The organism is Streptomyces sp. NPDC030245 (assembly GCF_055572995.1).
The window spans coordinates 180,624-201,319 of the sequence record NZ_JBVICF010000013.1; the positions used below are offsets into that span (position 1 = coordinate 180,624).

Below are 20,696 nucleotides of genomic sequence, written 5' to 3' on the forward strand. Positions count from 1 at the left end.
GTCTACCGCACCCGGTCGACCCGCCGCTCGTCCCACACCGGCTCCGGCGTCTCACGGACCCGGCCGTCGCTGCCGAAGACCAGATAGCGGTCGAAGGAGCGGGCGAACCAGCGGTCGTGGGTGACGGCGAGAACCGTCCCCCGGAACGCCTCCAGGCCGTCCTGCAACGCCTCCGCGGACTCCAGGTCGAGGTTGTCCGTGGGCTCGTCGAGGAGCAGCGCCGTGCAGCCCTGGAGTTCGAGCAGCAGGATCTGGAAGCGGGCCTGCTGGCCGCCGGAGAGCCGCTCGAACCTCTGCTCCGCCTGGCCCGTCAGCTCGTACCGCCGCAGCCGGGACATGGCGGCACCCCGGTCCTGCGCGTGCTCGCGCCACAGGATGTCCAGGAGCGTGCGGCCCAGCAGCTCGGGGTGCGCGTGGGTCTGCGCGAAGTGGCCGGGCACGACGCGCGCGCCGAGCTTGTAGAACCCGGTGTGCGCGACGGGGTTGTCGGTGTCGCCCGCGAGCAGCCGCAGGAAGTGCGACTTGCCCGAGCCGTTCGAACCGAGGACCGCGACCCGCTCGCCGTAGAAGACCTCCAGGTCGAAGGGTTTCATCAGGCCGGTGAGTTCGAGGTTCTCGCAGGTCACGGCCCGGACGCCGGTGCGCCCGCCGGAGAGCCGCATGGTGATGTCCTGCTCGCGCGGCGGCTCGGGCGGCGGCCCGGCCTCCTCGAACTTGCGGAGCCTGGTCTGCGCCGCGTGGTAGCGCGAGGCCATCTCGTGGCTGACGTCGGCGGCCTGGCGCAGGGTGCGCACCAGCTTCTTCAGCTGCTCGTGCTTCTCGTCCCAGCGGCGGCGCAGCTCCTCGAAGCGCGCGAAGCGCTCCTTGCGGGCCTCGTGGAACGTCTCGAAGCCGCCGCCGTGCACCCACGCGTCGGCGCCCCCGGGGCTCTGCTCGACGCTGACGATCTTCTCGGCGGCGCGGGCGAGCAGCTCCCGGTCGTGGGAGACGAACAGGACGGTCTTGCGGGTCTCCTTGAGCTGCCCCTCCAGCCAGCGCTTGCCCGGTACGTCGAGGTAGTTGTCCGGCTCGTCCAGGAGCAGCACCTCGTCGGTGCCGCGGAGCAGGGCCTCCAGGACGAGGCGCTTCTGCTCGCCGCCGGAGAGGGTGCGGACCTCGCGGAACTGGGCCTTGTCGTAGGGGACGCCGAGCGCGGCGGTGGTGCAGATGTCCCACAGCGTCTCCGCCTCGTACCCCTGCACCTCCGCCCAGTCGGAGAGCGCCTGCGCGTAGCTCATCTGGGCGGCCTCGTCGTCGACCGTCATGATGGCGTGCTCGGCGGCGTCGACGGCCTTGGCGGCCGCCCGGATGCGCGGCTGGGCGACGGAGACGAGCAGGTCGCGCACGGTGGTCTCGTCGCGCACGGAGCCCACGAACTGCGGCATGACGCCGAGTCCGCCGCTGACGGTGACGCTGCCGCCGTGCGGCTGGAGCTCACCGGAGATCAGCCGGAGCAGCGTCGTCTTGCCCGCGCCGTTCGCCCCGACGAGGGCGACGACCGCGCCCTCGCCGACCCGGAAGGAGACATCACCGAGCAGCGCCCGCCCGTCCGGCAAGTAGTACTCGAGGTGTGCGGCTTCCAGATGTCCCATGAGCGGGATTGTCCGTGGCCGACGGGTGCCCGGGCAAACCGATTCCCGCCCGGTCCGCTCCGCCCGTCCGGCCTGAAGGCCGGCGCGCAGGGTACGCGTGCGCCATGTGCGCTGATAACCCGGACGTCTCCGGCATCGACCTGTCCCGCCCCGCCGCCGGGCGCCATCCGTTCAAGGCCCGCATGGTCGCCCTCGACAGCCGGCTGTTCGAGGCGGTCGCCGCGCGGCACTGGCCCGGCGCCGACCCGGTGCTGCCCCGGCTCAGCCGGAGCGCCAACCACGGGGTGCTGTGGTTCGCGACGGCCGCGGGGATCGCCGCGACGCGCACCCCGCGGGCCCGGCGCGCGGCCCTGCGCGGTGTGGCGTCCCTGGCGCTGGCCTCCGCGACGATCAACACGCTGGGCAAGCGCTCGGTGCGCCGGCCGCGGCCGCTGCTCGACCCGGTTCCCTTGATCCGGCAGCTCAAGCGGCAGCCGATCACCACATCGTTCCCGTCGGGCCACTCGGCGTCCGCGGCGGCGTTCGCCACGGGGGTGGCGCTGGAGTCGCGGGCGTGGGGTGCGGCCGTCGCGCCGCTCGCGGCGGCCGTCGCGGTCTCCCGGGTGTACACCGGGGCGCACTTTCCGAGCGATGTCCTGGTGGGCTCGGCGCTGGGCGCGGGCGCGGCGTTCGCGGTGCGGGGTCTGGTGCCGACGCGGGCGCAGCTGGCGCCGCCCGGCCGCCCCCGGGTGACGGCGCCCGCGCTGCCGGGCGGTGCGGGGCTCGTCCTGGTGGCCAACGCGGGGGCCGGCACCCCGCAGCGCGTGAGGACGCTGCGGGACGCGCTGCCGGCGGCGGAGGTCGTCGTCGCCGAACCGGCCGACATAGGCGCCGAGTTGGAGAAGGCGGCGGCCCGCGCCCAGGTGCTCGGCGTGTGCGGCGGGGACGGGACGGTCAACGCGGCGGCCCGCGTCGCGCTGCACCACGGGCTGCCGCTCGCCGTGCTGCCCGGCGGCACGCTCAACCACTTCGCGTACGACCTCGGGGTCGAGGACGCCCGCGATCTGGCCTGCGCGGTGGAGGCGGGCGACGCGGTCGCCGTGGACGTCGGCCGCTTCTCCTCGGAGAACGGGTCCGGGGAGCGGGAAGAGGGCTACTTCCTCAACACGTTCAGCCTGGGCGTGTACCCGGAGCTGGTGCGGCAGCGCGAGCACTGGGCGCACCGCATCGGCGGTCATCCTGCCTCGGTGCTCGCGGCGCTGAAGGTGCTGCGCTCCGACGAGCGGCCGCTGGTCGCCAAGTTCCGGGGCAAGGAGCGGGCCATGTGGATGCTCTTCGCGGGCAACTGCACCTACCACCGGCCGGGCCTCACTCCGGGCCGCAGGCTCGACCTGGCGGACGGGCTGCTCGACGTGCGCGTCGTGCACGGCGGCCGCAGGCCGGGTGCAAGGCTCCTCGCCGCGGCGCTGACGGGACCCGATGTGCGCTCCCCCGCACAGACGGCCGCACGGCTGCCCCGGCTGCGGGTGGACGGCCTCGCGGCGGGCACGGTCGTGGCGTACGACGGTGAAGTGACGCGGGTCCATGGCTCGTTGACGGTCGACAAGCTGCCCGAGGCACTGACCGTCTACCGGCCGCTTCCGGCGGTCCACTGACCGTCCGCCGACGGAACGCGCCGACCACATATTGATACGTGGGTCTCACAATTCGGCACGGCGGCGTACGGTGCCTCGTACATTCGCACCCGAAGGAGTACCGCCATGCCGGAGGAGACCGCCGTCTACACGCACGGGCACCACGAGTCCGTGCTGCGTTCCCACACCTGGCGCACCGCCGCCAACTCGGCCGCCTACCTGGTCGGTTCGCTGAAGCCCCACATGACGGTCCTGGACATCGGCTGCGGTCCGGGGACCATCACCGCGGATCTCGCCGCGCTGGTCCCCGACGGCCGTGTCACCGGTGTGGACCGGGCCCCCGGCATCCTGGACACGGCACGCGCCACCGCGGCCGGGCGAGGCCTGGACAACGTCGAGTTCGCCGTCGCCGACGTGCACGACCTCGACTGTCCCGACGACTCGTTCTGCGTCGTCCACGCCCATCAGGTGCTCCAGCATGTGGGCGACCCGGTGCGGGCGCTGCGCGAGATGCGCCGCGTCTGCAAACCGGGCGGCATCGTGGCGGTCCGCGACGCGGACTACTCGGCGATGGCCTGGTACCCGCAGCTGCCCGCCCTGGACGACTGGCTCGACCTGTACCTGCGGGTGGCCCGCGCCAACGGCGGCGAGCCCGACGCGGGGCGCCGCCTCAAGTCCTGGGCCCTGGAGGCCGGCTTCGCCGAGGCCGGCATCACCGCGACCGCCGCCACCTGGTGCTACGGCTCGGCGGACGAGCGGGCCTGGTGGAGCGGCCTGTGGGCGGACCGCACGCTCGCCTCCACGTACGCCGAGCGCGCGGTGTCGGGCGGCCACGCGGACGCGGCGGGGCTGCGCGCCGTGTCCGCGGCGTGGCGGGAGTGGGGCGACCGGCCGGACGCGTGGTTCGCGGTGCTGCACGGGGAGGTCCTCTGCCGGAAGTGAGAGCCTGTCACGGATCACTCCCTGAGCAGCGGGTCACTCCCTGGGCAGCAGCGGGCCCAGCGGCCCGAGGTCCAGGTTCAGGTCCTCGGGCCGCAGCCCGTAGCGGTTGCGGAGCTCGGCCATCCGGTCCTCCAGGAGCATCAGCGTGAGGCCGATCCGCTCCTCCTGGTCCTCGGTCAGCTCACCGGTGTCGAAGCGGCGCACCGCCTGCCGCTCCATCAGCTGACGGAGGAGTTCGACGACGGTCAGGACCAGTTTCACCAGGTCCCGCTCCACGGTGTCGGGGTCGAGGTCCATGCGCTTGCGGTGGTCGTCGCGGCGCTCCGGCGTCTCGGGTTCCATGGTTCACTCCCTGTCCGGCCACGGCGAGGGCACTTGTTCGTTCACCGAGCTGATCAGCGCGTTCAGGTCGATGCGTACGAGATCGACGTCCGCGATCCGCAGGGTGATGTCGCCCTTGATGACGACACCGCCCGCGAGCAGCCGGTCGAGCAGGTCGACCAGGGCGATCTCGCGGCGCTCGACGACGGTCATTCGGCACGGTCCTTGTCGTCGCCGGTGCGTTCGTGGCCGTTGGCTTCGTCGCCGGTGGCTTCGTCGCCGGTGAAGGAGTACGCGGCCCAGGGCCCCGTCAGCTCCACCCGCAGGCGGCTCGTCCCCTCGTCCTCGTCCTTCGTGCGGTCCACGAGCTCGACGAACTCCTCGGAGTTCTCCCGGCTCACCAGATACGCCGCGTTGAGGACGTTGCGCCCCGGCGTGCGGGACAGCTCGGCGTTCTGCGGCGCGTGCAGCCGGGAGTCCTCGGCGCACCGCGACAGCGTCTCGTGCAGGCGCCGGGCGAAGACCTCGGCCCGCTGCCAGCCCTCCTCCTGCGCCGTGCGCTGACTGCGTCGCCTGCGCAGATAGTCGCGCCCGCTGGTCGGCCCGGTCCGCCGGGCCGGGGCGGCGGCCTGCGGCGCGGTGGACTCCTCGCTCAGCAGGTGGACCTTCACGCCCCACTCGACGCGTCCGTCGATCCTGCCGAGGACGCGGTGGAAGCGCTCCGCCCCGTCCGCCAGCATGGCGCGTACGCCGCTGTCGTCACGGAAGACGGTCGCGAGGCGCAGCGGCAGCGGGCAGGTGACGGAGGTGAGCGCGTCGATCACCCGCTGGTGCGCGCGGGCCGTGTCGGCGAGCCAGTCCAGGTCCTCCAGGTGGGCGCGGAGCGCGTCCTCCGCGAAGTCCCGCTCCGGCACCGGGCCGACCAGGGCGACCAGCCCCTCGTGCTCCAGGCGGCGGGGCGGCACGCCGCCGACCCCGGTGAGGTCGGCGGCGAGCGGTGCGCTGAAGGGGCGGCAGACCGCGTAGACGTACCGCAGGTCGTCGGGGCGCGGGCCGTCGCCGTGCGGCTCATCGTTCACGGCGTTCATGTGCCTCCTTCTCGGCCAGCTCCAGGGACATCCGCTCCTCCAGCTCCGCGAGGCGCTGCCGCAACTCGGCGTTCTCCCGCGAGAGTTCGCTGCGGCGCGCCCCCTGGGAGAGCGCCGGGTCGCCCTCCCACCAGTCGATGCCCATCTCCTTGGCCTTGTCCACGGAGGCGACGATGAGGCGGAGCTTGATGGTGAGCAGTTCGATGTCGAGCAGGTTGATCTTGATGTCACCGGCGATGACGATGCCCTTGTCCAGGACGCGTTCGAGGATGTCGGCGAGGTTGGCCCCGCCGCCGCCCCCGCCGTAGGGGCCGGGCAGTCCGCCGCCAGAGGGGGTCGTCATCGACGGGCCCGTCCGCCGCCGGCCGACTCGGCGTACTCGCGCTGCTTCTCCTCGTCGGCGTCGGCCTCGTCCTCGGCCTCGTCGTCCTCGTCGTACTCGTCCGCGGGCTCTTCCTCGGGCTCGAGCTCGTCCTCTTCGTCCAGGTCGTGCTCGTGCTCGTGCTCGCCCTGCGGTTCCTCGTCCTCCGCCTCTTCGGGCTCGTCCTCGTCCTCGTACTCCTCCGCCGGTTCGTCCTCGCGCTCGTCCTCGTCCTCGTCGTACTCGGACTCCGGCTCGTCCTGCGCGTCGTGCTCGTCCTGCGGCTCGTGCTCGTCCCGGGCCTCGTCCTCGCGCGTGTCCTGCGTGTCCTCGCGCTCGTCCTCCTCCTCGGCCACGGCGTCCTCGTGGCTGCGGACGACCTCGCCGTCGCGGATCTCGCCGCGCCAGCCGTCGCTCGCCTCGCCGCGCAGCGAGATGTGCCGGGCGAAGTGCTTGAGGTCGAGGCGGGCCCTGCGGCCCTGGGCGCGCCAGATGTTGCCCGTCTTCTCGAAGAGGCCCTTCGGGTAGTACTCGATGATCAGCAGCACCCGGGTGAGGTTCTCGGCGAGCGCGTGGAAGGTGACGACACCCTTCGTCGTCCCCTTGCCGCCCTCGGACGTCCAGGTGATGCGCTGGTCCGGCACCTGCTCGGTGGTGTGCGCCTTCCAGCTCCGGTTGGACCAGAAGACCTTCAGCTTCCAGTCGGACTCCGTGTCGTTCGCGACGGTGGCGCCCTTGACGCCCTTGGCGAAGGTGGAGAACTCCTGGTACTGCGTCCACTGGTCGTACGCCTCGCGCAGCGGCACACCGATGTCGACGTACTCCAGGATGACCGTCGGCTTCTGGCCCGCGCCGCCCTTCTTGCGCTTGCCCCCGAGGTTCTGGACGGCCCCCTTGACGGAGTCCTTCAGGTGGCTGCCGCCGAGTTCCAGCGCGCTGCGCACCGGGCCCTTGCCCTCGGCGACCTTCTTGCCGGCCTGCGCGGCCAGCTTGCCGAAGCCGGGGCTCTTGCCCTCCGCTATGTCGTTCAGCTTGACGGTGGCGTCGCCGAGCCGGTGCCCCACGCCGACGAGCATGCGCTCGACCTGGGCCATGAGGTAGGCCTGCGCCTCGTCCTTCAGGCGGTCGGCGGCCGGGCTGCGCGTGATGTTGCTCAGAGGTGACTCAGCCATGGTCGCTGCCTCCCTTCGTCCTGCCGCCGCTGCGGGCCGACGACGCCGACGACGCGGCCCTGCGGGCGGTGCCGCGCGCCGCCGCGGTGGACTTCTTCTGGGCGGTCTTGCGGGCCGGTTTCTGCGGGCTCTTCTTGGCCGGGGTCTTCTTCGCGGCCGTCTTCGGCGCGGACTTGGCGTCCGGCTTCGTGTCCGTCTTGCGCGCGGTCCGCTTCGGTGGCGCCTTCTTGCGCTGTGCCGGCCGTTCGGGCTCCGCGTCCTCGTCCGCGTCGCCGTCCCTGTCCTCGTCCTGCTCCCGGTCCCGGTCGCGGTTCTCGGCGTCCTCGTCCCTGTCGTCGTCCGCCTGTCCCGGCACCACGCCGGCGATGCGGTCCTGGACGCCGAGGGTGCGGTCGTGCAGACGGTCGGCGAGGCCTTCGAGCTGCCGGTTGAGGAGCGAGCCGGTGGCCGCCTTGCCCACGCCCCGCATGTCCTGGCGCAGCTGGTCGCCGATCTCCTTGAACTGCGGGTTGTTCTGCAACTGCTGGTTCACGAACGAGCCCAGCGCCTTGGGGCTCAGGTTGAGCCGCTTGCCGGCCACCATCGTGCCGACGGCGAACGCGAACTTCGCCTTCTTCGTGCGACCGAGGACGTATCCCGCGCCCACGGCGAGGCCCACTGCCATTCGGTTCATTCTCAGAAGTCCTGTCCTGTGCTGTGCTGCAGTCGGTCGAGGAGCTCGTCCTCGTGCCGCTCGAACTCGGCCTCGTCGATCTCTCCCGCCTCGAGGAGCTCCTCCAGGCGGGAGAGTTCACGACGGATCGCCGAGGGGTCGTAGTACTGCCGCTCCGCCTCGTCGACCACCTGCCTGAGCACCCAGAGGGAGCCGCGGGCCGGGGCGAGAGGCAGCAGGAGCAGTTCACCGATCAGCCCCATGCCGTCACACTCACTCCGCGGGCTTGGCGGGCCCCGGGTCGACGAAGCTGTACGGGGGCAGCGGACCGTGCACCCGCAGGTCCAGGTGCGGCTGGGTGGCCCGGAGCTCCTCGACGGCCGCGAGGAAGCCCTCGGCGGACTTGCGGTTCACCAGGAACGAGATGTTCGCAAGCCAGCCGCTGCTCTCGGGGCCGTCGGCGACCGACTCGGCGGCCGGCTCCAGGGCGCGCCGCACCTCGACGGCATCGCTCTGCTCGCGGGCCCGCACGTTCGAGGTCACCATCTCGCCGAGCTTCAGCTTCTGTTCGTGGGTGCCGCCGCCCTGGCGCTGGTTGGCCTCGACCATGGCGCGCAGCTCCGGGTTCTCGGCGAGGACCTGGTGCAGTACGGCCTGTTCGTGGTGGGAGGCCTTCACGTTGTACTCAACCTTGCCGTCGAGGGTGCGCAGCCGCTCCAGGTAGTGGTCGGCCCGCTCGCCGAGCACGGAGGTGACCGTCTCGTCGTCCGGGGCGAGACTGCCGAACCGCATCGGCAGCACGGAGCCGGCCGCGCCGGCCTCCGACAGGACGTTCTGGTGCGCGAGGAGGTCGCGCCGCTTGGGCTTGAGGTCCTCGGGGGAGTCGCTCACGATGGCGGCGAGCTCACCGCTCTTCAGGATGCGCACGGGGCAGGCCGGCCGGCCGATGCCCTCCATGCCCTCGGGCAGCGCCGGGTGGGAGCTGCTCGCGATGCCGTAGACGTAGGTGGTCACTCCTGCTCCTCCTTCCGGCGGGACGTGGTGGAACGGCGCTTCGGCCGGTCCTCGCTCTGACGCTGGCCTTCCTCACGGGACTGCTTGAAGGCGTCCGATATGGTCTCGGCGGCTCCGGAGAGCGCGCCCTTGGACTTGCCCTTGGCGCCGGACTCGGTGATCTCGCCCACCAGGTCGGGCAGTCCGGGGTCCTTCTTCTTGCCGGTCTCCAGGTCGAGGCGGTTGCACGCCTCGGCGAACCGGAGATAGGTGTCGACGCTCGCGACGACGACACGGACGTCGATCTTCAGGATCTCGATACCGACGAGCGAAACGCGTACGAAGGCGTCGATGACGAGTCCTCGGTCGAGGATGAGTTCCACGACGTCGTACAGGCCACTGGTGCCGCCTCCGCCGCCGGACTGTTGTGCCGGGACTACGGTCATGCCGACTGATGCCTCCTCAAGTCTGGTGCCTGATCGGGGTCTTGGCTTCCTGTCCTGGCTGTTGACCTTTCTGGGTCGACTGTTGGTCCTCCTGGCCTGTGGTCCTGGCTTGCCGGCTAGTGGCCGCCGGTGCCGCGAGGTTCGGAACGGCCGCGCTCGTAACGGCGGAGCCTGCGGTAGCCCGTCAGCTCGCCCTGCGGGTCCAGCTGCACCTCGTAACTCGCGAGGAGACTCATCGTGTCGGGGACACGGGAGAGTTCGAGGACCTCGATCTCCAACAGCCAGCCGTCCTCGGTGCGTTCGAAGGACGACACCGATTCGGGTGTCATGCCGGTCAGCTCGGCAAGCTGCTCCCTGGCGTGGCGGAGGACCGCCATGGGGCCGGGCAGCGATTCCTTCTCGTCCTTCTCGCCCGATGTCTTGCTGTCTGCGTTCTCTGTCGTCTTACGTGACGTATTGGCCATGTTCACCTCCTTCATCGGGTTACCCGAAGAGCCTTGGCCAAACGTGATCGCTACGTGTCCGGCCCGGACGCCGGGCGGCTCGTGCGGGTGCGTCAGCCGCGCAGGGCGCGGAGCTTGCGGCGGGCGGGGCCGAGCGCGCGTCCGGAGCGCGGGAGACCGGCCCACGGGTCGGTGCGGGCCTGCTCCACGGCGTTGTCGATGGTCCAGCTCCGGGCGTGCACCGCGGGGTCGTCGAGCTGCTCCCAGGCGATGGGCACGGCCACCGGCGCCCCTGGCTTGGCCCGCACGGAGAACGGCGCCACCGCCGTCTGCGCGTACGCGTTGCGCTGCACGTCGAGGTAGAGCCGGTCGCCACGGTCCTTCTTGCGGGCGGCCGTGGTGAACCGCTCGGGGTGGGCCTCGGCGAGGGTGTCGGCGACATCCTTGGCGAAGGCCCGGGCGTCGTCGAAGTCGTGGTGGCCGTTGAGCGGCACGATGACGTGCAGTCCGCGCGAGCCCGTCGTCATCAGGGCGGACGGCAGGTTCATGTGGTCGAGCAGTTCGCCGAGGAGACGGGCGGCGTCGCGCACCGCGCCGAAGTCGTCCTCGGCGGGGTCGAGGTCGAAGACGATCCGGTCGGGGTGGTCGATCCGGGCCGTGCGCGAGAGCCAGCGGTGCAGGGTGACGCAGGCCTGGTCGGCGAGGAAGAGCAGGGTCGCCGTGTCGTCGCACACGGTGTGGTGGACGGTGCCGCCCTCCTTGGCCACCTCGACGCGTGTGATCCAGTCCGGATAGTGGTCCGGGGTGTCCTTCTGCATGAACTGGGGGCCGTCCACACCGTCGGGGTGGCGCTCCAGCATCAGCGGCCGGTCGCGCAGGTGGGGCAGCATGAACGGGGCGACGGACCGGTAGTAGTCGAAGAGGTCCGCCTTCGTGTGGCCCGTGCCGCCGTGGTCCCCCGCGGTGCCTCCGCCGCCCTTGCCCTTGCCGTCGAGGCCGGGGAAGAGGACTTTCTGCGGTCGGTGCAGCTCCACGGTGCGGCGGCCGGCCCGCACCGTCCGTACGTCGTTCATGGGGGTCCCTTCGGCTCGGTTCGCCAAGTGCGACGTGACCCGGCGAGTACCCAGCGTCAGGCCCGGTAGTCGCCCACCGCCGCACCGACACGGTGGTGTTCACCCTGGTCGGGAGGGTGGCTGGCACCACCTGGGAAACGGGGGACGGCGGGCGTGCCGGACGGCGCCCCGGCCGGAAGGATCGGAGGTACCGACCAGCCGTCCCGCTCCTGTGAGGCCCGCCATGCAGCACAACTCCCCTGCGCACAGCGCCGATGTGACGCACGACTCCCCGACGCGCGGTGCCGATACGGCGTACGACTCCCCGACGCGCGAGGCCGATACGGCGTACGACTCCCCGACCCGCAACGCCGATGTGACGCACGACTCCCCGACCCGCAGGACCGATATGGCGTACGACGCCGATCCCGACCTGCGGCCCTCCGGCGCCCCCGCCCCCCGTCCCGCCCTGCCGCGCGTCCCCCGCCCCCGGCCCCGCTCCCCCGAACCCGGGCTCCTCGCCCGCATCCTGCCCGGCACCGTCGGGCCGCCCGCGCCCGCCGCCGTCACGGCGGCCTTCTCGCTCTGGCTCACCGCGGTCGCCGCGGGCGTCTTCGAGTCGGCGCTCGCGGGCGTCGGGGAGGCGTCCGGGAGCAGTGGTCCCGGCCACCGCATCGGCATGTCCGCCGACGGGCTCACCGGCGGGTTCACCGGTGAGCTCCTGCTCCGTATGGCGTTGCTCTCCGCGGCCGTCCTGGTGGCGGTGCGGATGCGCCGCGGCGCCCGCTGGGCCCGCTGGGCGCTGACCGGCGTGCTCGGGGCGCTGGGGACGCTCACGGCGCTCGGCGCGACCGTCACGGACGCGCGCGCGGTCGACGTCCTGTTCGGCGCGGGGCAGGTACTGCACCTGGCCGCCGCGCTCATGGCGACGGGGCTCATGTTCCGCCCGGCGGCGAACGCCTGGTTCAGGGCAACCCGGCACCGCTGACCGCGTTCTCGCTCAGCGGACCACGCCCTGCTCCACCAGGAGCCGCGCCGCCGCCACGATCGACTCCGCGTCGATGCCCGCGGCGCGCAGCTGCTCCGCCGGCGACGCCGAACCGGGCATCGTCCGCACCGCGAGCCGCACCAGGCGCGGCACCGGCCTGCCGTCGGTGAACGCGTCGAGGACCGCGTCGCCGAGGCCGCCCTGTTCCCGGTGGTCCTCGACGGTCATGAGGCAGCCGGTCCGTTCCGCCGCCTCGCGCAGGGCGCGGCGGTCGACGGGCTTGACGGAGTAGAGGTCGACGACGCGCACGGGGATGCCCTCGCGGTCGAGCGCGTCCGCCGCGGTCAGCGCCTCGTGGACGGTCACCCCGGCCGCCACCACGGTCAGCCGGTCCGCGTCGCCGGCGCGCAGCACCTTGGAGCCGCCGACCGGGAACTTCTCGTCGGGCCCGTAGATGACGGGCGCGTCCCCGCGCGACGTACGCAGGTAGCGGATTCCGTCGAGTGCGGCCATCTCGGCGACGAGCCGCCCGGTCTGGTGGGCGTCGCAGGGGTACAGGACGGTGGAGCCGTGCACCGCACGGAAGAGCGCCAGGTCCTCCAGGCCCATCTGGGACGGGCCGTCCTGGCCGATCGCGACGCCCGCGTGCGAGCCGACGAGGTTGATGTCGGCGCCGCTGACCGCCGCCATCCGCACGAAGTCGTGGGCGCGGGTGAGGAACGCCGCGAACGTCGAGGCGTACGGCACCCAGCCGCGCGCCGCCAACCCGACGGCCGCGGCGACGAGTTGCTGTTCGGCGATGTAGCACTCGAAGAACCGGTCGGGGTGTTCCTTGGCGAAGTACTCCGCCCGTGTCGAGTCGCCGACCTCGCCGTCCAGGGCCACGACGTCGCCGCGCGCGGTGCCGAGCGCGGTGAGCGCCTGGCCGTACGCGGTGCGGGTCGCGACGGCGTCGCCCAGCGCGTGGCGGGGCAGTTCGAGGTGGCCGCTGCGCACGGCGTGCATGGTTCGTGCGGCGGCGGGCCTGCGCACCTCCACGCGTACGTCGCGCACGCCGCCCAGTTCCTCGACGGCCGCCCCGGCGTCGGGCAGCGGCTTGCCGTGCAGGCCCTCGCGGTTCTCCACGGCGGCGACGCCCCTGCCCTTGACGGTGCGGGCGAGGATCACGGTGGGCTGCCCGAGGGTGGAGCCCGCTTCGTGGCAGGCGCGGTCGACGGCGTCGACGTCGTGCCCGTCGGTCTCGACGACGTGCCAGCCGAAGGCCTTGAACCGGTCGGCGTAGGCGCTCAGTTGCCACTCGTGGCGGGTCGGGCCGCGCTGGCCGAGGCGGTTGACGTCGACGATCGCGGTGAGGTTGTCGAGGTGCTCGTACCCGGCGTGCTCGGCGGCCTCCCACACCGAGCCCTCCGCGAGTTCGCTGTCGCCGCACAGCACCCAGACGCGGAAGGGAATCCGGTCGAGCCGCTTGCCGGAGAGGGCCATGCCGACGCCGACGGGCAGCCCCTGCCCCAGCGAGCCGGTGGCGACCTCGACCCAGGGCAGGGCGCGCGGTGTGGGGTGGCCTTCGAGGCGGCTGCCCTGTTCGCGGAAGGTGAGCAGCTCGTCGTCGGTGAGCGCCCCTGCCGCCTTGTACGCGGCGTAGAGGAGCGGTGACGCGTGGCCCTTGGAGAGGATGAAGCGGTCGTTGCCCGGGTGGTCGGGGCGGTCGAAGTCGTAGTGGAGATGGCGGCCGACGAGCACCGCCATCAGGTCGGCGGCGGACATCGACGAGGTGGGGTGTCCGGAGCCGGCGGCGGCCGCGGCCCGGACGGAGTCGACACGCAACTGCCGTGCGAGTGCGTCAAGTTGTTCGGTGCTGTTCGGCATCGGGGGTCTCCTTGGGCGTCGGGGTCGGGTCGTCCTCGGGCGGCGCGTCCCCCTTCGCCCGCTGGTGCGGCACGCGGGCCACCTCCGGCGAGGTGGACTCCAGCGGTACGGACCACGAGCGGACGAGCCCCAACTGCACGGCCTGGCGCGGCAGTACGGAGTCCAGGAGCCAGTCGGCCGCGACCCGCACGCGGTTGCCGGGCATCGCCGCCAGGTGGTAGCCGCGGGTGACGGCTCCGGCGAGCGGTCCGGACAGCGGCACGCCGAGCGGGTTGGCGGCGGCCTGGGCGCCGCCGAGGTCCACGGTGAAGCCGAGGTCGCGGTGGCGGTAGGTGCTGCGGGTGCCGTGGCCGAGCGACGCGGCGACGTTGCGCGCGGCGGTCGCGCCCTGGCGCCAGGCGTGCTGCGCGGTCATCGGGGTGAACCCGCCGGGTTTGGCCAGGTCGGGCACGGCCGCGGCGTCCCCGCAGGCGAACACCTCGGGGTGGCCCGGCACTTGCAGGAAGGTGTCGACGCGCAGCCGCCCCCGCTCCAGTGGCCGGCCGAGTCCGGCGACGAGCGGATCGGGGCGTACGCCGACGCACCAGACGAGGGTGCGTGTGTCGACGCAGTCCCCGTCGTCCAGAAGTACTCCGTCGGACGTGGCCTCTTTGACGGAGGTCCTGGTGCGGACGTCCACGCCGCGCCGCCTCAGCACGCGGTCGGCGGTGGACGACAGCCGGGGGTCGAGTTCGGGCAGGACGCGGTCGGCGATGTCGAGCAGCAGCCAGCGGGGCCGGATGCCCTGCCGCAGCGGCTGCCTGCGGACGAGGGCGTCCGTGAACAGTCGGCCGTGCGCGGCGAGTTCGACGCCGGTGTAACCGGCGCCGACGACCACGAAGGTGCAGCGGGCCCGGCAGGTCCGCGCGTCCGGCGCGGTCGCGGCGAGCTCCAGCTGGCGGGTGATGTGGTCGCGCAGGTACAGCGCCTCGGGCATGCCGCGGAAGCCGTGCGCGTGCTCGGCGACGCCCGGCACGGGGAGCAGCTTGTTGACGCTGCCCACGCTGAGGACGAGCCGGTCGTACGGCAGCTCGCCGCGCTGCCCCTCGGGGTCGGTGTACGTCACCCTGTGCCGCTCCAGGTCGACGCCGTCGGCCTCGCCGAGCGCGAGGCGTACGTGCGGCAGCGTGCCGGAGAGGGAGACGGTGACGCGCCGCGGCTCCAGGACGCCCGTGGCGACGTGCGGCAGCAGCGGCAGATAGAGGAAGTAGTCGGTGGGGTTGAGCAGGGTGATGTCGGCTTTGTGGCGGGCCGGCCGGGACAGGGTGCGGGCGGTGCGGTATCCGGCGAACCCGGCTCCGACGATGACGATGCGGGGTCGGCTCACGTGCGCCTCCGGCAGGTCGAATCCGGCGCGGTCGGACCTGCCGCGTGCCCCTGCGCGGCGGACGCCAAACTCCCGCCCCGAGCCGCGGGACTCCCCACTGCGGCTGCCGGGACCACGTCGGAGCAACGCCGGGCGAGCGCCGTTTGCCGCCCGCGACCGGGGGTTACCCGCAGCCGTATTCATCCAGCTCCGCGCCCACCGGAGGTGCAACCCCCCATGCCCGAGTACGGATATTTCCTGGCGACCGAGGAGTTCGGTCCCGCCGAACTGGTCGAGCAGGCCCGGATGGCCGAACAGGCCGGGTTCCAGGCGCTGTGGATCTCCGACCACTACCACCCGTGGAACGCGGCGCAGGGCCAGAGCCCGTTCGTCTGGTCGGTGCTCGGCGCGCTCACGGAGGCGGTGTCGCTGCCCGTCGAGACCGCGGTGACCTGCCCGACCCTGCGTATGCACCCGGCGGTCGTGGCGCAGGCCGCGGCGACGAGCGCCGTGATGACGGGCGGCCGCTTCCGGCTCGGCGTCGGCACGGGCGAGGCGCTCAACGAGCACATCGTGGGCGGGGCCTGGCCGCCCGCCCACATCCGCCTGGAGATGCTGGAGGAGGCCGTCCAGGTGATGCGGAACCTCTTCACCGGTGAGGAGGTCAACCATCACGGCCCGCACTACACCGTCGAGAACGCCCGCCTGTACACGGTGCCCGACGAGCCCGTGCCCATCGACGTGTCGGGCTTCGGCCCCAAGGCGACGGCGCTCGCCGCCCGGATCGGCGACGGGTTCATCACGATGACGCCCGACGAGACGCTGGTCTCCCGCTACCGCAAGGGCGGTGGCGGCGGCAAGCCGGTCAGCGGCGGCGTCAAGGTCTGCTACGGCTCCGACCGCGAGGCCGCCGTGCGCCGGGCGCGCGAACTGTGGGGCAATCAGCTGCTACCCGGCGAGATGGGCCAGATCCTGCCGACGCCGCGCCACTTCGAACAGCTGGACCAGCTGATCACCGACGAGATGGCCGCCTCGTCCTTCACCTGCGGCGACGACGTCGACGAACACGTCGGCGCGCTCAGGGCCTTCGCCGACGCGGGCTTCGACCGGGTGTACGTGAGCCAGATCGGCCCGGACCAGCGGGGCTTCTTCGACTTCTACCGCACGAAGGTGCTGCCGCAGCTCCAGAGCGCCCCGCCCGCCACCCCGGGGGACGGTGCCGTCCGATGACCCGCACGGCCCGGCACCTCACGGATGCCGGCCAAGGCACCCGGTACCGACGTCACGACCCAGGACAGAACCGATGAACCACGAAGTACCCCTCGAACGACCCGTCGTCTCCGCCTACACCGTGCCCGCCGACGCGCCGGAGGCCGACGGCACCTTCGCCTGGGACACCACGACCATCGTCGTCGCCGAGGTCACGGCGGGCGACGCGACGGGGACCGGCTGGACCTACGCCCCCGCGACCGTGGCCGCCCTGGTCGACGAGCAACTCACCCCGGTCATCAAGGGACTCGACGCCCTCGACATCCCCGCCGCGCACGACGCGATGACCCAGGCCGTCCGCAACACCGGCCGCCCCGGCGCCGCTGGGTGCGCGATCTCGGCGGTCGACATCGCCCTGTGGGACCTCAAGGCCCGCCTCCTGGAGCTCCCTCTCGTACGCCTCCTCGGGACGGCCCGCGACGAGGTCCCCGTCTACGGGAGCGGCGGCTTCACCACGTACCACGACACACATCTGGCGGCCCAGCTGAACGGCTGGGTGCACGGCCAGCACATCCCACGCGTCAAGATCAAGGTCGGTGAGGCCTGGGGCCGGTCGGCCGCCCGCGACGTGTCCCGGGTCCGCACCGCGCGCGACGTCATCGGCCCGCAGGCCGAGCTGTACGTCGACGCGAACGGCGGCTACACGCGCAAACAGGCGGTCCGGGTGGGCCGCGTGCTCGCCGAGCACGGCGTCGGCTGGTTCGAGGAGCCGGTCTCCTCGGACGACCTGCGGGGGCTCTCGCTGGTCAGGGACGCCCTGGTGTGCGATGTGACGGCGGGCGGCTACGGCTACGACCTGCCGTACTTCGCCCGCATGATCCCCTCCGTGGACTGCCTCCAGGTGGACGCGACGCGCTGCGGCGGCATCACGGAGTGGCTGCGCGCGGCGGCCCTGGCCCAGGCGCACGGCCTGGAGGTCTCGGGCCACTGCGCGCCGCACGCCCACGCGGCGGCCGCGGCCTGCGTGCCGAACCTGCGGCACATCGAGTGGTTCCACGACCACGTGCGGATCGAGTCGATGTTCTTCGACGGGGCGCTCGACCCGACCGGGGGCGCGGTCCGCCCCGACGGCGGCGTCGGGCACGGGCTGCAACTGCGCACGGAGGACGTGGAGGAGTTCCGGGTCGCCTGAGAAGTCACCCCTGAGAGGTCACCACTACGAGGTCACCTGGGAACCCTTTCGGGTTCAGGTGTCACGTCGAGTTCAGGTGTCACGGCTGTCACGGCGCGGCGGGGTCGTGGGGGCCGGCGGCGCGGTGGGGGGCATCGGCGGGGCGTCGGGGACGCCGAGTCCGCCGGGCGGGGCCGCGGGGGCGGCGGGTCCGCTGCCGCCCGGCTCGGGCAGCGTACCGGCGCCGGGCGCCCCGGCGTCACGGGCGTCCCGGGACGGCCGCGGCCGCGCCGCGTTGCGCAGCAGGACCGCCGCCGCGCCGAGGAGGGCCGCCACGATGAGGGCCGCAGCCCAGTCGGGCAGGCCGAGGTCGATGACGAGGCCGATGGCCAGGGCCGCCGCCGCGCCCGCGTAGAGGGCGGCGGCGCCGGACGCGGCGTACAGCGTGGCCTTGCGCCGCTGTTTTCTCGTCTGCTCGCGCAGCTCTTCCCGGAGCTCGGCGCGGATCGTCCGGACCAGTTCGTCGGTCAGACCTTTGTCGAGGCCGGTCAGGGGTTTCTCGGAGCCGGTCAGTGTTTTCTCGGGGGCAGTCAGTGGTTTATCGGGGCCAGTCATGGCGGCCGGGTACCCGCTCCGCCGAGAACATGGCCCGGCGGCCGCACGTGACGCGGGACACACCATGACCGGTTTTCCCCTAGGGTAGGCGGGGCGTGATCGTCCGGATTCGCACCCGGGAAGCACCATCGGAACCACGGAGGTACCCATGTCCTCGAAGCGACGCCGCAAGAAGAAGGCCCGCCGCAAGAACGGCGCGAACCACGGCAGCCGTCCCCAGTCCTGAGGACAGCGCACGGCGAACGGAGGGCGGCACCGCACGGTGCCGCCCTCCGACGTGTCCGGCGCGGAACGGAGTCGGGTGCTCTTCTCGCCGGAGGCGGTGGCGGCCGAACGGGCAATCATGAAATCGTTCCGACCATGGAGATCCTGGGAACCACGCTGCGGATCTGCGTCGAGGACCTGGAGTCCTCCGTCGCGTTCTACGAACGGCTCGCGGGCGGCAAGGCCATGCGCTTCGAACGCGGCGGCGTCTCCGTCGCCGCGGTCGGCTGCTTCCTGCTGATGAGCGGCCCGGAGCACGAGCTGGAGGTGCTGCGCAAGGTCGCGGCGACCATCGCGGTCGAGGACGTCGACGAGGCGTACACGATCCTGAACGCCTCCGGGGCGCGGGTCGTCGCGGGCCCGGTCCCCACCCCGGCGGGGCGCAACCTCATCGCGATGCACCCGGACGGCTCCGTCTTCGAGTACGCGGACCGCCGCGTCACCGGCGGCTGACCCGGGCGGCGCCGGAACCCACGCGCCGGCGTGGCCTACGGAGTGTGATCCGGCCGCATCCGGAAGTCGTACCGCGCCGGTACCTCCTCGCCCGTCGCCGCCGTCCACAGGTCGCCCAGCGTCTCCGCCCCCTCCCGCAGGTCCGCCGCCTCGAAGCCGGACTCGAAGACGGCGCGCACGCCCGCCAAGTCGCCCTCCGCATGCAGCAGTTGTGCCTCCAGGAGGCGGAAGCGGCCCTCGGCGCGGGTCGTCGCGTCCAGGCGGTCCCAGATTGCGCGGGCCGCTTCCGTGCGGTGCGCGGCGAGCAGCGCGGTGATCGCCTCCCTGCCGAGCGCCGTGGTGGCCGCGATCCAGGCGGGGCCGTCGTCGGGCCGCTCCCGGCACAGGTCGTCGAAGGCGGCCGCATACCGGTCGGCGGCCCGCTCGGTGTTGCCCCCTGCGTGGTCGGCGACGGCGAGGCAGCGCAGCAACGGCCAGCGGGAGGTGGCAAGTTCGAGACCGCGCTCCCAGCTGCGCACGGCCTGGGCGCGGTCGCCCGCGTGCCACTGCGCGACGCCCAGGTGGTACTCGGCGACCGGCCGCGCGGGCGCGGTCTCCAGCATGTCGCGCCAGTGCCGCGCGACCAGCGTGGCCCCTGGCGGGGCGACCTCGCGCGGCTCGGGGACGGCGCCCGAGCGCAGCAGCTCCAGCCACGGCTCCTGCTCGGGGCCGAGCGTCGACTCCGGGAAGGGCGTGCCGGGCAACTTGTGGTGGGCGCGCAGGACTTCGAGCGCGCCCCAGCCCGAGCCCACGGCGAGCACGTCGCCGGGCTCGGTGTCGGCGGCGGTCAGCCACGCCGCGTGAGCCGCGTCCACGGCTTCCCTCGGCAGCGCGTCGCCGAGCCGCGCGGCGACCTCGGCCCGCGCGCCCGCCCACTCGCCGTGCACGCGGTCGGCGGACGCGGTCAGCGGACCGTACGACTCCAGCCAGCTGAACTCGCTCTCGGCCTCCAGGCGGACGTGTTCCAGCTGGGTGCGGGCGAGGCCCGACTGGATCTCCGCGTAGCCTCCGGTGCCCGGTTCGGTGAGCCATTCCTGCCAGCGGCGCCCTCCGGTGCCCGTGCCCCAGAGGAAGAGCTTGCGGCCGCGCGGCAGGTCCGTGGAGGTCTGGACGAGCCCGTGCCCGGTCTCGTCGACCGCGGCGATCCACCGGCGCTCGCCGTCCGGCAGGTCGTAGTAGTACTCGGCGGCGTGCTCGCTGCGCAGCGGGTACGTCCGGTCGGCGCCGTCGGACTCCGGCACGGGCACGCGTCGGAAGCCGCCGGCCCGGTGGGCGAGGTGCCAGGCCTCGTCGGCGGGGGCGAGGATCCTGCGGTCCTCGGGCACCGCGATGTTCGACCACCAGTAGACGGGCGCGGGCCTCTCGTGCGGATTGCGGATCCGGACGCCGACGTGCAGGAAGTCGGACCCCTCGGGCAGCCACAGGTCCACCTGGAAGGGCAGGTCGCGCAGCCGTTCCCACTCCCACAGGCGCAGCATCTCGCCGCCGTCGGGTGCCAGGACGCGGGCCGCGTGCACGGGGGCGCAGGAGAGGGTGGTGTGGCCGGTGGCGCCGATGTTCCACTCGATGCCGCCGGATGTCCACGCGCCGTTGAGCGCGAACGCGGCGGGCTGCACCACGGGGTTGCGGTACAGCAGTTCGCGCCCGGTCGGCTTGTGCAGGAGCGAGTGGACGCGGCCGCCGTACCCGGGCAGGACGGTGGCGCGCAGCCGGTCGTTCTCGACGACGAGCACGTCGAGCGCCGTGTCGGTGCGCTCGCGGCCGTATCCGTCGAGGATCCGGGTGGGCAGCGGGGAGCTCAGCGGCTCGTATCCGAGCTGCCGTGCCATGTCGCGCGGCAGCCCTTCCTTGGCGCGCTCGTCGAGGGTGTGCGGCTGCCGCAGCGGCAGCAGGGGCGGCAGCGGGTTCTCGGGCCCCGTCCCGGCGGCGGGCAGGGTCAGTACGTCGCGTCGCACGGTGGTCTTCACGATCACCATGGAACACGGTCGGCGGGGCGGCGACCAGAGGCATCCCCGGCCAGGATCGCGGGGCG

At 73.0% G+C, this 20,696-nt stretch carries 23 protein-coding genes; 7 read left to right on the top strand and 16 right to left on the bottom strand.

What is annotated here, in order from left to right; all coding sequences use genetic code 11:
• Positions 1-2: 2 nt before the first annotated feature.
• Complete coding sequence (locus tag ACZ4Z4_RS31115) at positions 3-1,631, bottom strand: ABC-F family ATP-binding cassette domain-containing protein (protein WP_468334651.1); 1,629 nt, start codon at positions 1,629-1,631, stop codon at positions 3-5.
• Between the two features lie 104 nt (positions 1,632-1,735).
• On the opposite strand from ACZ4Z4_RS31115, the gene ACZ4Z4_RS31120 reads away from it, so the two are divergent.
• Complete coding sequence (locus ACZ4Z4_RS31120) at positions 1,736-3,265, top strand: phosphatase PAP2 family protein (protein ID WP_468334654.1); 1,530 nt, start codon at positions 1,736-1,738, stop codon at positions 3,263-3,265.
• Positions 3,266-3,370: 105 nt separating this feature from the next.
• Positions 3,371-4,186 (top strand): class I SAM-dependent methyltransferase, encoded by an 816-nt coding sequence (locus ACZ4Z4_RS31125; protein ID WP_468334657.1) that lies wholly within the window; start codon positions 3,371-3,373, stop codon positions 4,184-4,186.
• A 33-nt stretch (positions 4,187-4,219) separates the two neighbouring features.
• On the opposite strand, the gene ACZ4Z4_RS31130 is transcribed toward ACZ4Z4_RS31125, so the two are convergent.
• The 11 genes from ACZ4Z4_RS31130 to ligD all read right to left on the bottom strand — a co-directional run bounded on the left by ACZ4Z4_RS31130 (position 4,220) and on the right by ligD (position 10,735).
• Positions 4,220-4,528 (bottom strand): gas vesicle protein K, encoded by a 309-nt coding sequence (locus tag ACZ4Z4_RS31130; RefSeq protein WP_468334660.1) that lies wholly within the window; start codon positions 4,526-4,528, stop codon positions 4,220-4,222.
• 3 nt (positions 4,529-4,531) lie between these two features.
• Positions 4,532-4,720: a gas vesicle protein gene (locus tag ACZ4Z4_RS31135; protein WP_362992974.1), complete on the bottom strand. Its 189-nt coding sequence runs from the start codon at positions 4,718-4,720 to the stop codon at positions 4,532-4,534.
• Positions 4,717-5,595: a GvpL/GvpF family gas vesicle protein gene (locus tag ACZ4Z4_RS31140; RefSeq protein ID WP_468334663.1), complete on the bottom strand. Its 879-nt coding sequence runs from the start codon at positions 5,593-5,595 to the stop codon at positions 4,717-4,719. Before ACZ4Z4_RS31140 ends, ACZ4Z4_RS31135 begins: the two co-directional genes overlap by 4 nt.
• Positions 5,576-5,938, bottom strand: a complete 363-nt coding sequence (locus tag ACZ4Z4_RS31145) for a gas vesicle protein (protein WP_468334666.1) — start codon at positions 5,936-5,938, stop codon at positions 5,576-5,578. Before ACZ4Z4_RS31145 ends, ACZ4Z4_RS31140 begins: the two co-directional genes overlap by 20 nt.
• On the bottom strand, positions 5,935-7,128 hold the full coding sequence (locus tag ACZ4Z4_RS31150) for an SRPBCC family protein (RefSeq protein WP_468334668.1): 1,194 nt from the start codon (positions 7,126-7,128) through the stop codon (positions 5,935-5,937). Before ACZ4Z4_RS31150 ends, ACZ4Z4_RS31145 begins: the two co-directional genes overlap by 4 nt.
• Complete coding sequence (locus ACZ4Z4_RS31155) at positions 7,121-7,801, bottom strand: DNA primase (RefSeq protein WP_468334671.1); 681 nt, start codon at positions 7,799-7,801, stop codon at positions 7,121-7,123. The genes ACZ4Z4_RS31150 and ACZ4Z4_RS31155 overlap by 8 nt, the downstream gene beginning before the upstream one ends.
• Before the next feature lie 2 nt (positions 7,802-7,803).
• Positions 7,804-8,043, bottom strand: a complete 240-nt coding sequence (locus tag ACZ4Z4_RS31160) for a gas vesicle protein GvpG (protein WP_468334674.1) — start codon at positions 8,041-8,043, stop codon at positions 7,804-7,806.
• A 10-nt stretch (positions 8,044-8,053) separates the two neighbouring features.
• On the bottom strand, positions 8,054-8,794 hold the full coding sequence (locus ACZ4Z4_RS31165) for a GvpL/GvpF family gas vesicle protein (protein WP_468334677.1): 741 nt from the start codon (positions 8,792-8,794) through the stop codon (positions 8,054-8,056).
• Complete coding sequence (locus ACZ4Z4_RS31170; protein ID WP_468334680.1) at positions 8,791-9,219, bottom strand: gas vesicle structural protein GvpA; 429 nt, start codon at positions 9,217-9,219, stop codon at positions 8,791-8,793. The genes ACZ4Z4_RS31165 and ACZ4Z4_RS31170 overlap by 4 nt, the downstream gene beginning before the upstream one ends.
• Before the next feature lie 116 nt (positions 9,220-9,335).
• On the bottom strand, positions 9,336-9,683 hold the full coding sequence (locus ACZ4Z4_RS31175) for a gas vesicle protein GvpO (protein WP_468334683.1): 348 nt from the start codon (positions 9,681-9,683) through the stop codon (positions 9,336-9,338).
• Positions 9,684-9,775: 92 nt separating this feature from the next.
• Complete coding sequence (gene ligD, locus ACZ4Z4_RS31180; RefSeq protein WP_468334686.1) at positions 9,776-10,735, bottom strand: non-homologous end-joining DNA ligase; 960 nt, start codon at positions 10,733-10,735, stop codon at positions 9,776-9,778.
• 223 nt (positions 10,736-10,958) lie between these two features.
• Here ligD and ACZ4Z4_RS31185 point away from each other — a divergent pair, with 223 nt between their 5' ends.
• The gene (locus ACZ4Z4_RS31185) at positions 10,959-11,702 is read left to right on the top strand and encodes a hypothetical protein (protein ID WP_468334689.1); all 744 of its coding nucleotides are present in this window, start codon (positions 10,959-10,961) and stop codon (positions 11,700-11,702) included.
• 12 nt (positions 11,703-11,714) lie between these two features.
• On the opposite strand, the gene ACZ4Z4_RS31190 is transcribed toward ACZ4Z4_RS31185, so the two are convergent.
• A complete protein-coding gene (locus ACZ4Z4_RS31190; protein ID WP_468334692.1) occupies positions 11,715-13,568 on the bottom strand; it encodes a transketolase in 1,854 nt (617 codons plus the stop codon).
• On the bottom strand, positions 13,543-14,934 hold the full coding sequence (locus ACZ4Z4_RS31195; RefSeq protein WP_468334695.1) for an NAD(P)/FAD-dependent oxidoreductase: 1,392 nt from the start codon (positions 14,932-14,934) through the stop codon (positions 13,543-13,545). The genes ACZ4Z4_RS31190 and ACZ4Z4_RS31195 overlap by 26 nt, the downstream gene beginning before the upstream one ends.
• Before the next feature lie 216 nt (positions 14,935-15,150).
• On the opposite strand from ACZ4Z4_RS31195, the gene ACZ4Z4_RS31200 reads away from it, so the two are divergent.
• The gene (locus ACZ4Z4_RS31200) at positions 15,151-16,143 is read left to right on the top strand and encodes a TIGR03557 family F420-dependent LLM class oxidoreductase (RefSeq protein WP_468334698.1); all 993 of its coding nucleotides are present in this window, start codon (positions 15,151-15,153) and stop codon (positions 16,141-16,143) included.
• A 73-nt stretch (positions 16,144-16,216) separates the two neighbouring features.
• A complete protein-coding gene (locus ACZ4Z4_RS31205; RefSeq protein ID WP_468334701.1) occupies positions 16,217-17,314 on the top strand; it encodes an enolase C-terminal domain-like protein in 1,098 nt (365 codons plus the stop codon).
• 72 nt (positions 17,315-17,386) lie between these two features.
• Here the strand turns inward: ACZ4Z4_RS31205 and ACZ4Z4_RS31210 are convergent, their stop codons facing one another.
• Positions 17,387-17,908: a phage holin family protein gene (locus ACZ4Z4_RS31210; protein ID WP_468334703.1), complete on the bottom strand. Its 522-nt coding sequence runs from the start codon at positions 17,906-17,908 to the stop codon at positions 17,387-17,389.
• Positions 17,909-18,056: 148 nt separating this feature from the next.
• Between ACZ4Z4_RS31210 and ACZ4Z4_RS31215 the strand changes: the two genes are divergently transcribed.
• Together ACZ4Z4_RS31215 and ACZ4Z4_RS31220 are read left to right on the top strand one after the other, a co-directional pair.
• Complete coding sequence (locus ACZ4Z4_RS31215; protein ID WP_370443954.1) at positions 18,057-18,134, top strand: 50S ribosomal protein bL37; 78 nt, start codon at positions 18,057-18,059, stop codon at positions 18,132-18,134.
• Positions 18,135-18,268: 134 nt separating this feature from the next.
• Positions 18,269-18,625: a VOC family protein gene (locus ACZ4Z4_RS31220; protein WP_468334706.1), complete on the top strand. Its 357-nt coding sequence runs from the start codon at positions 18,269-18,271 to the stop codon at positions 18,623-18,625.
• Positions 18,626-18,660: 35 nt separating this feature from the next.
• Here the strand turns inward: ACZ4Z4_RS31220 and ACZ4Z4_RS31225 are convergent, their stop codons facing one another.
• Positions 18,661-20,640, bottom strand: coding sequence for a DUF5107 domain-containing protein (locus ACZ4Z4_RS31225; protein ID WP_468334709.1), 1,980 nt, complete (start codon positions 20,638-20,640; stop codon positions 18,661-18,663).
• Positions 20,641-20,696: the final 56 nt, after the last annotated feature.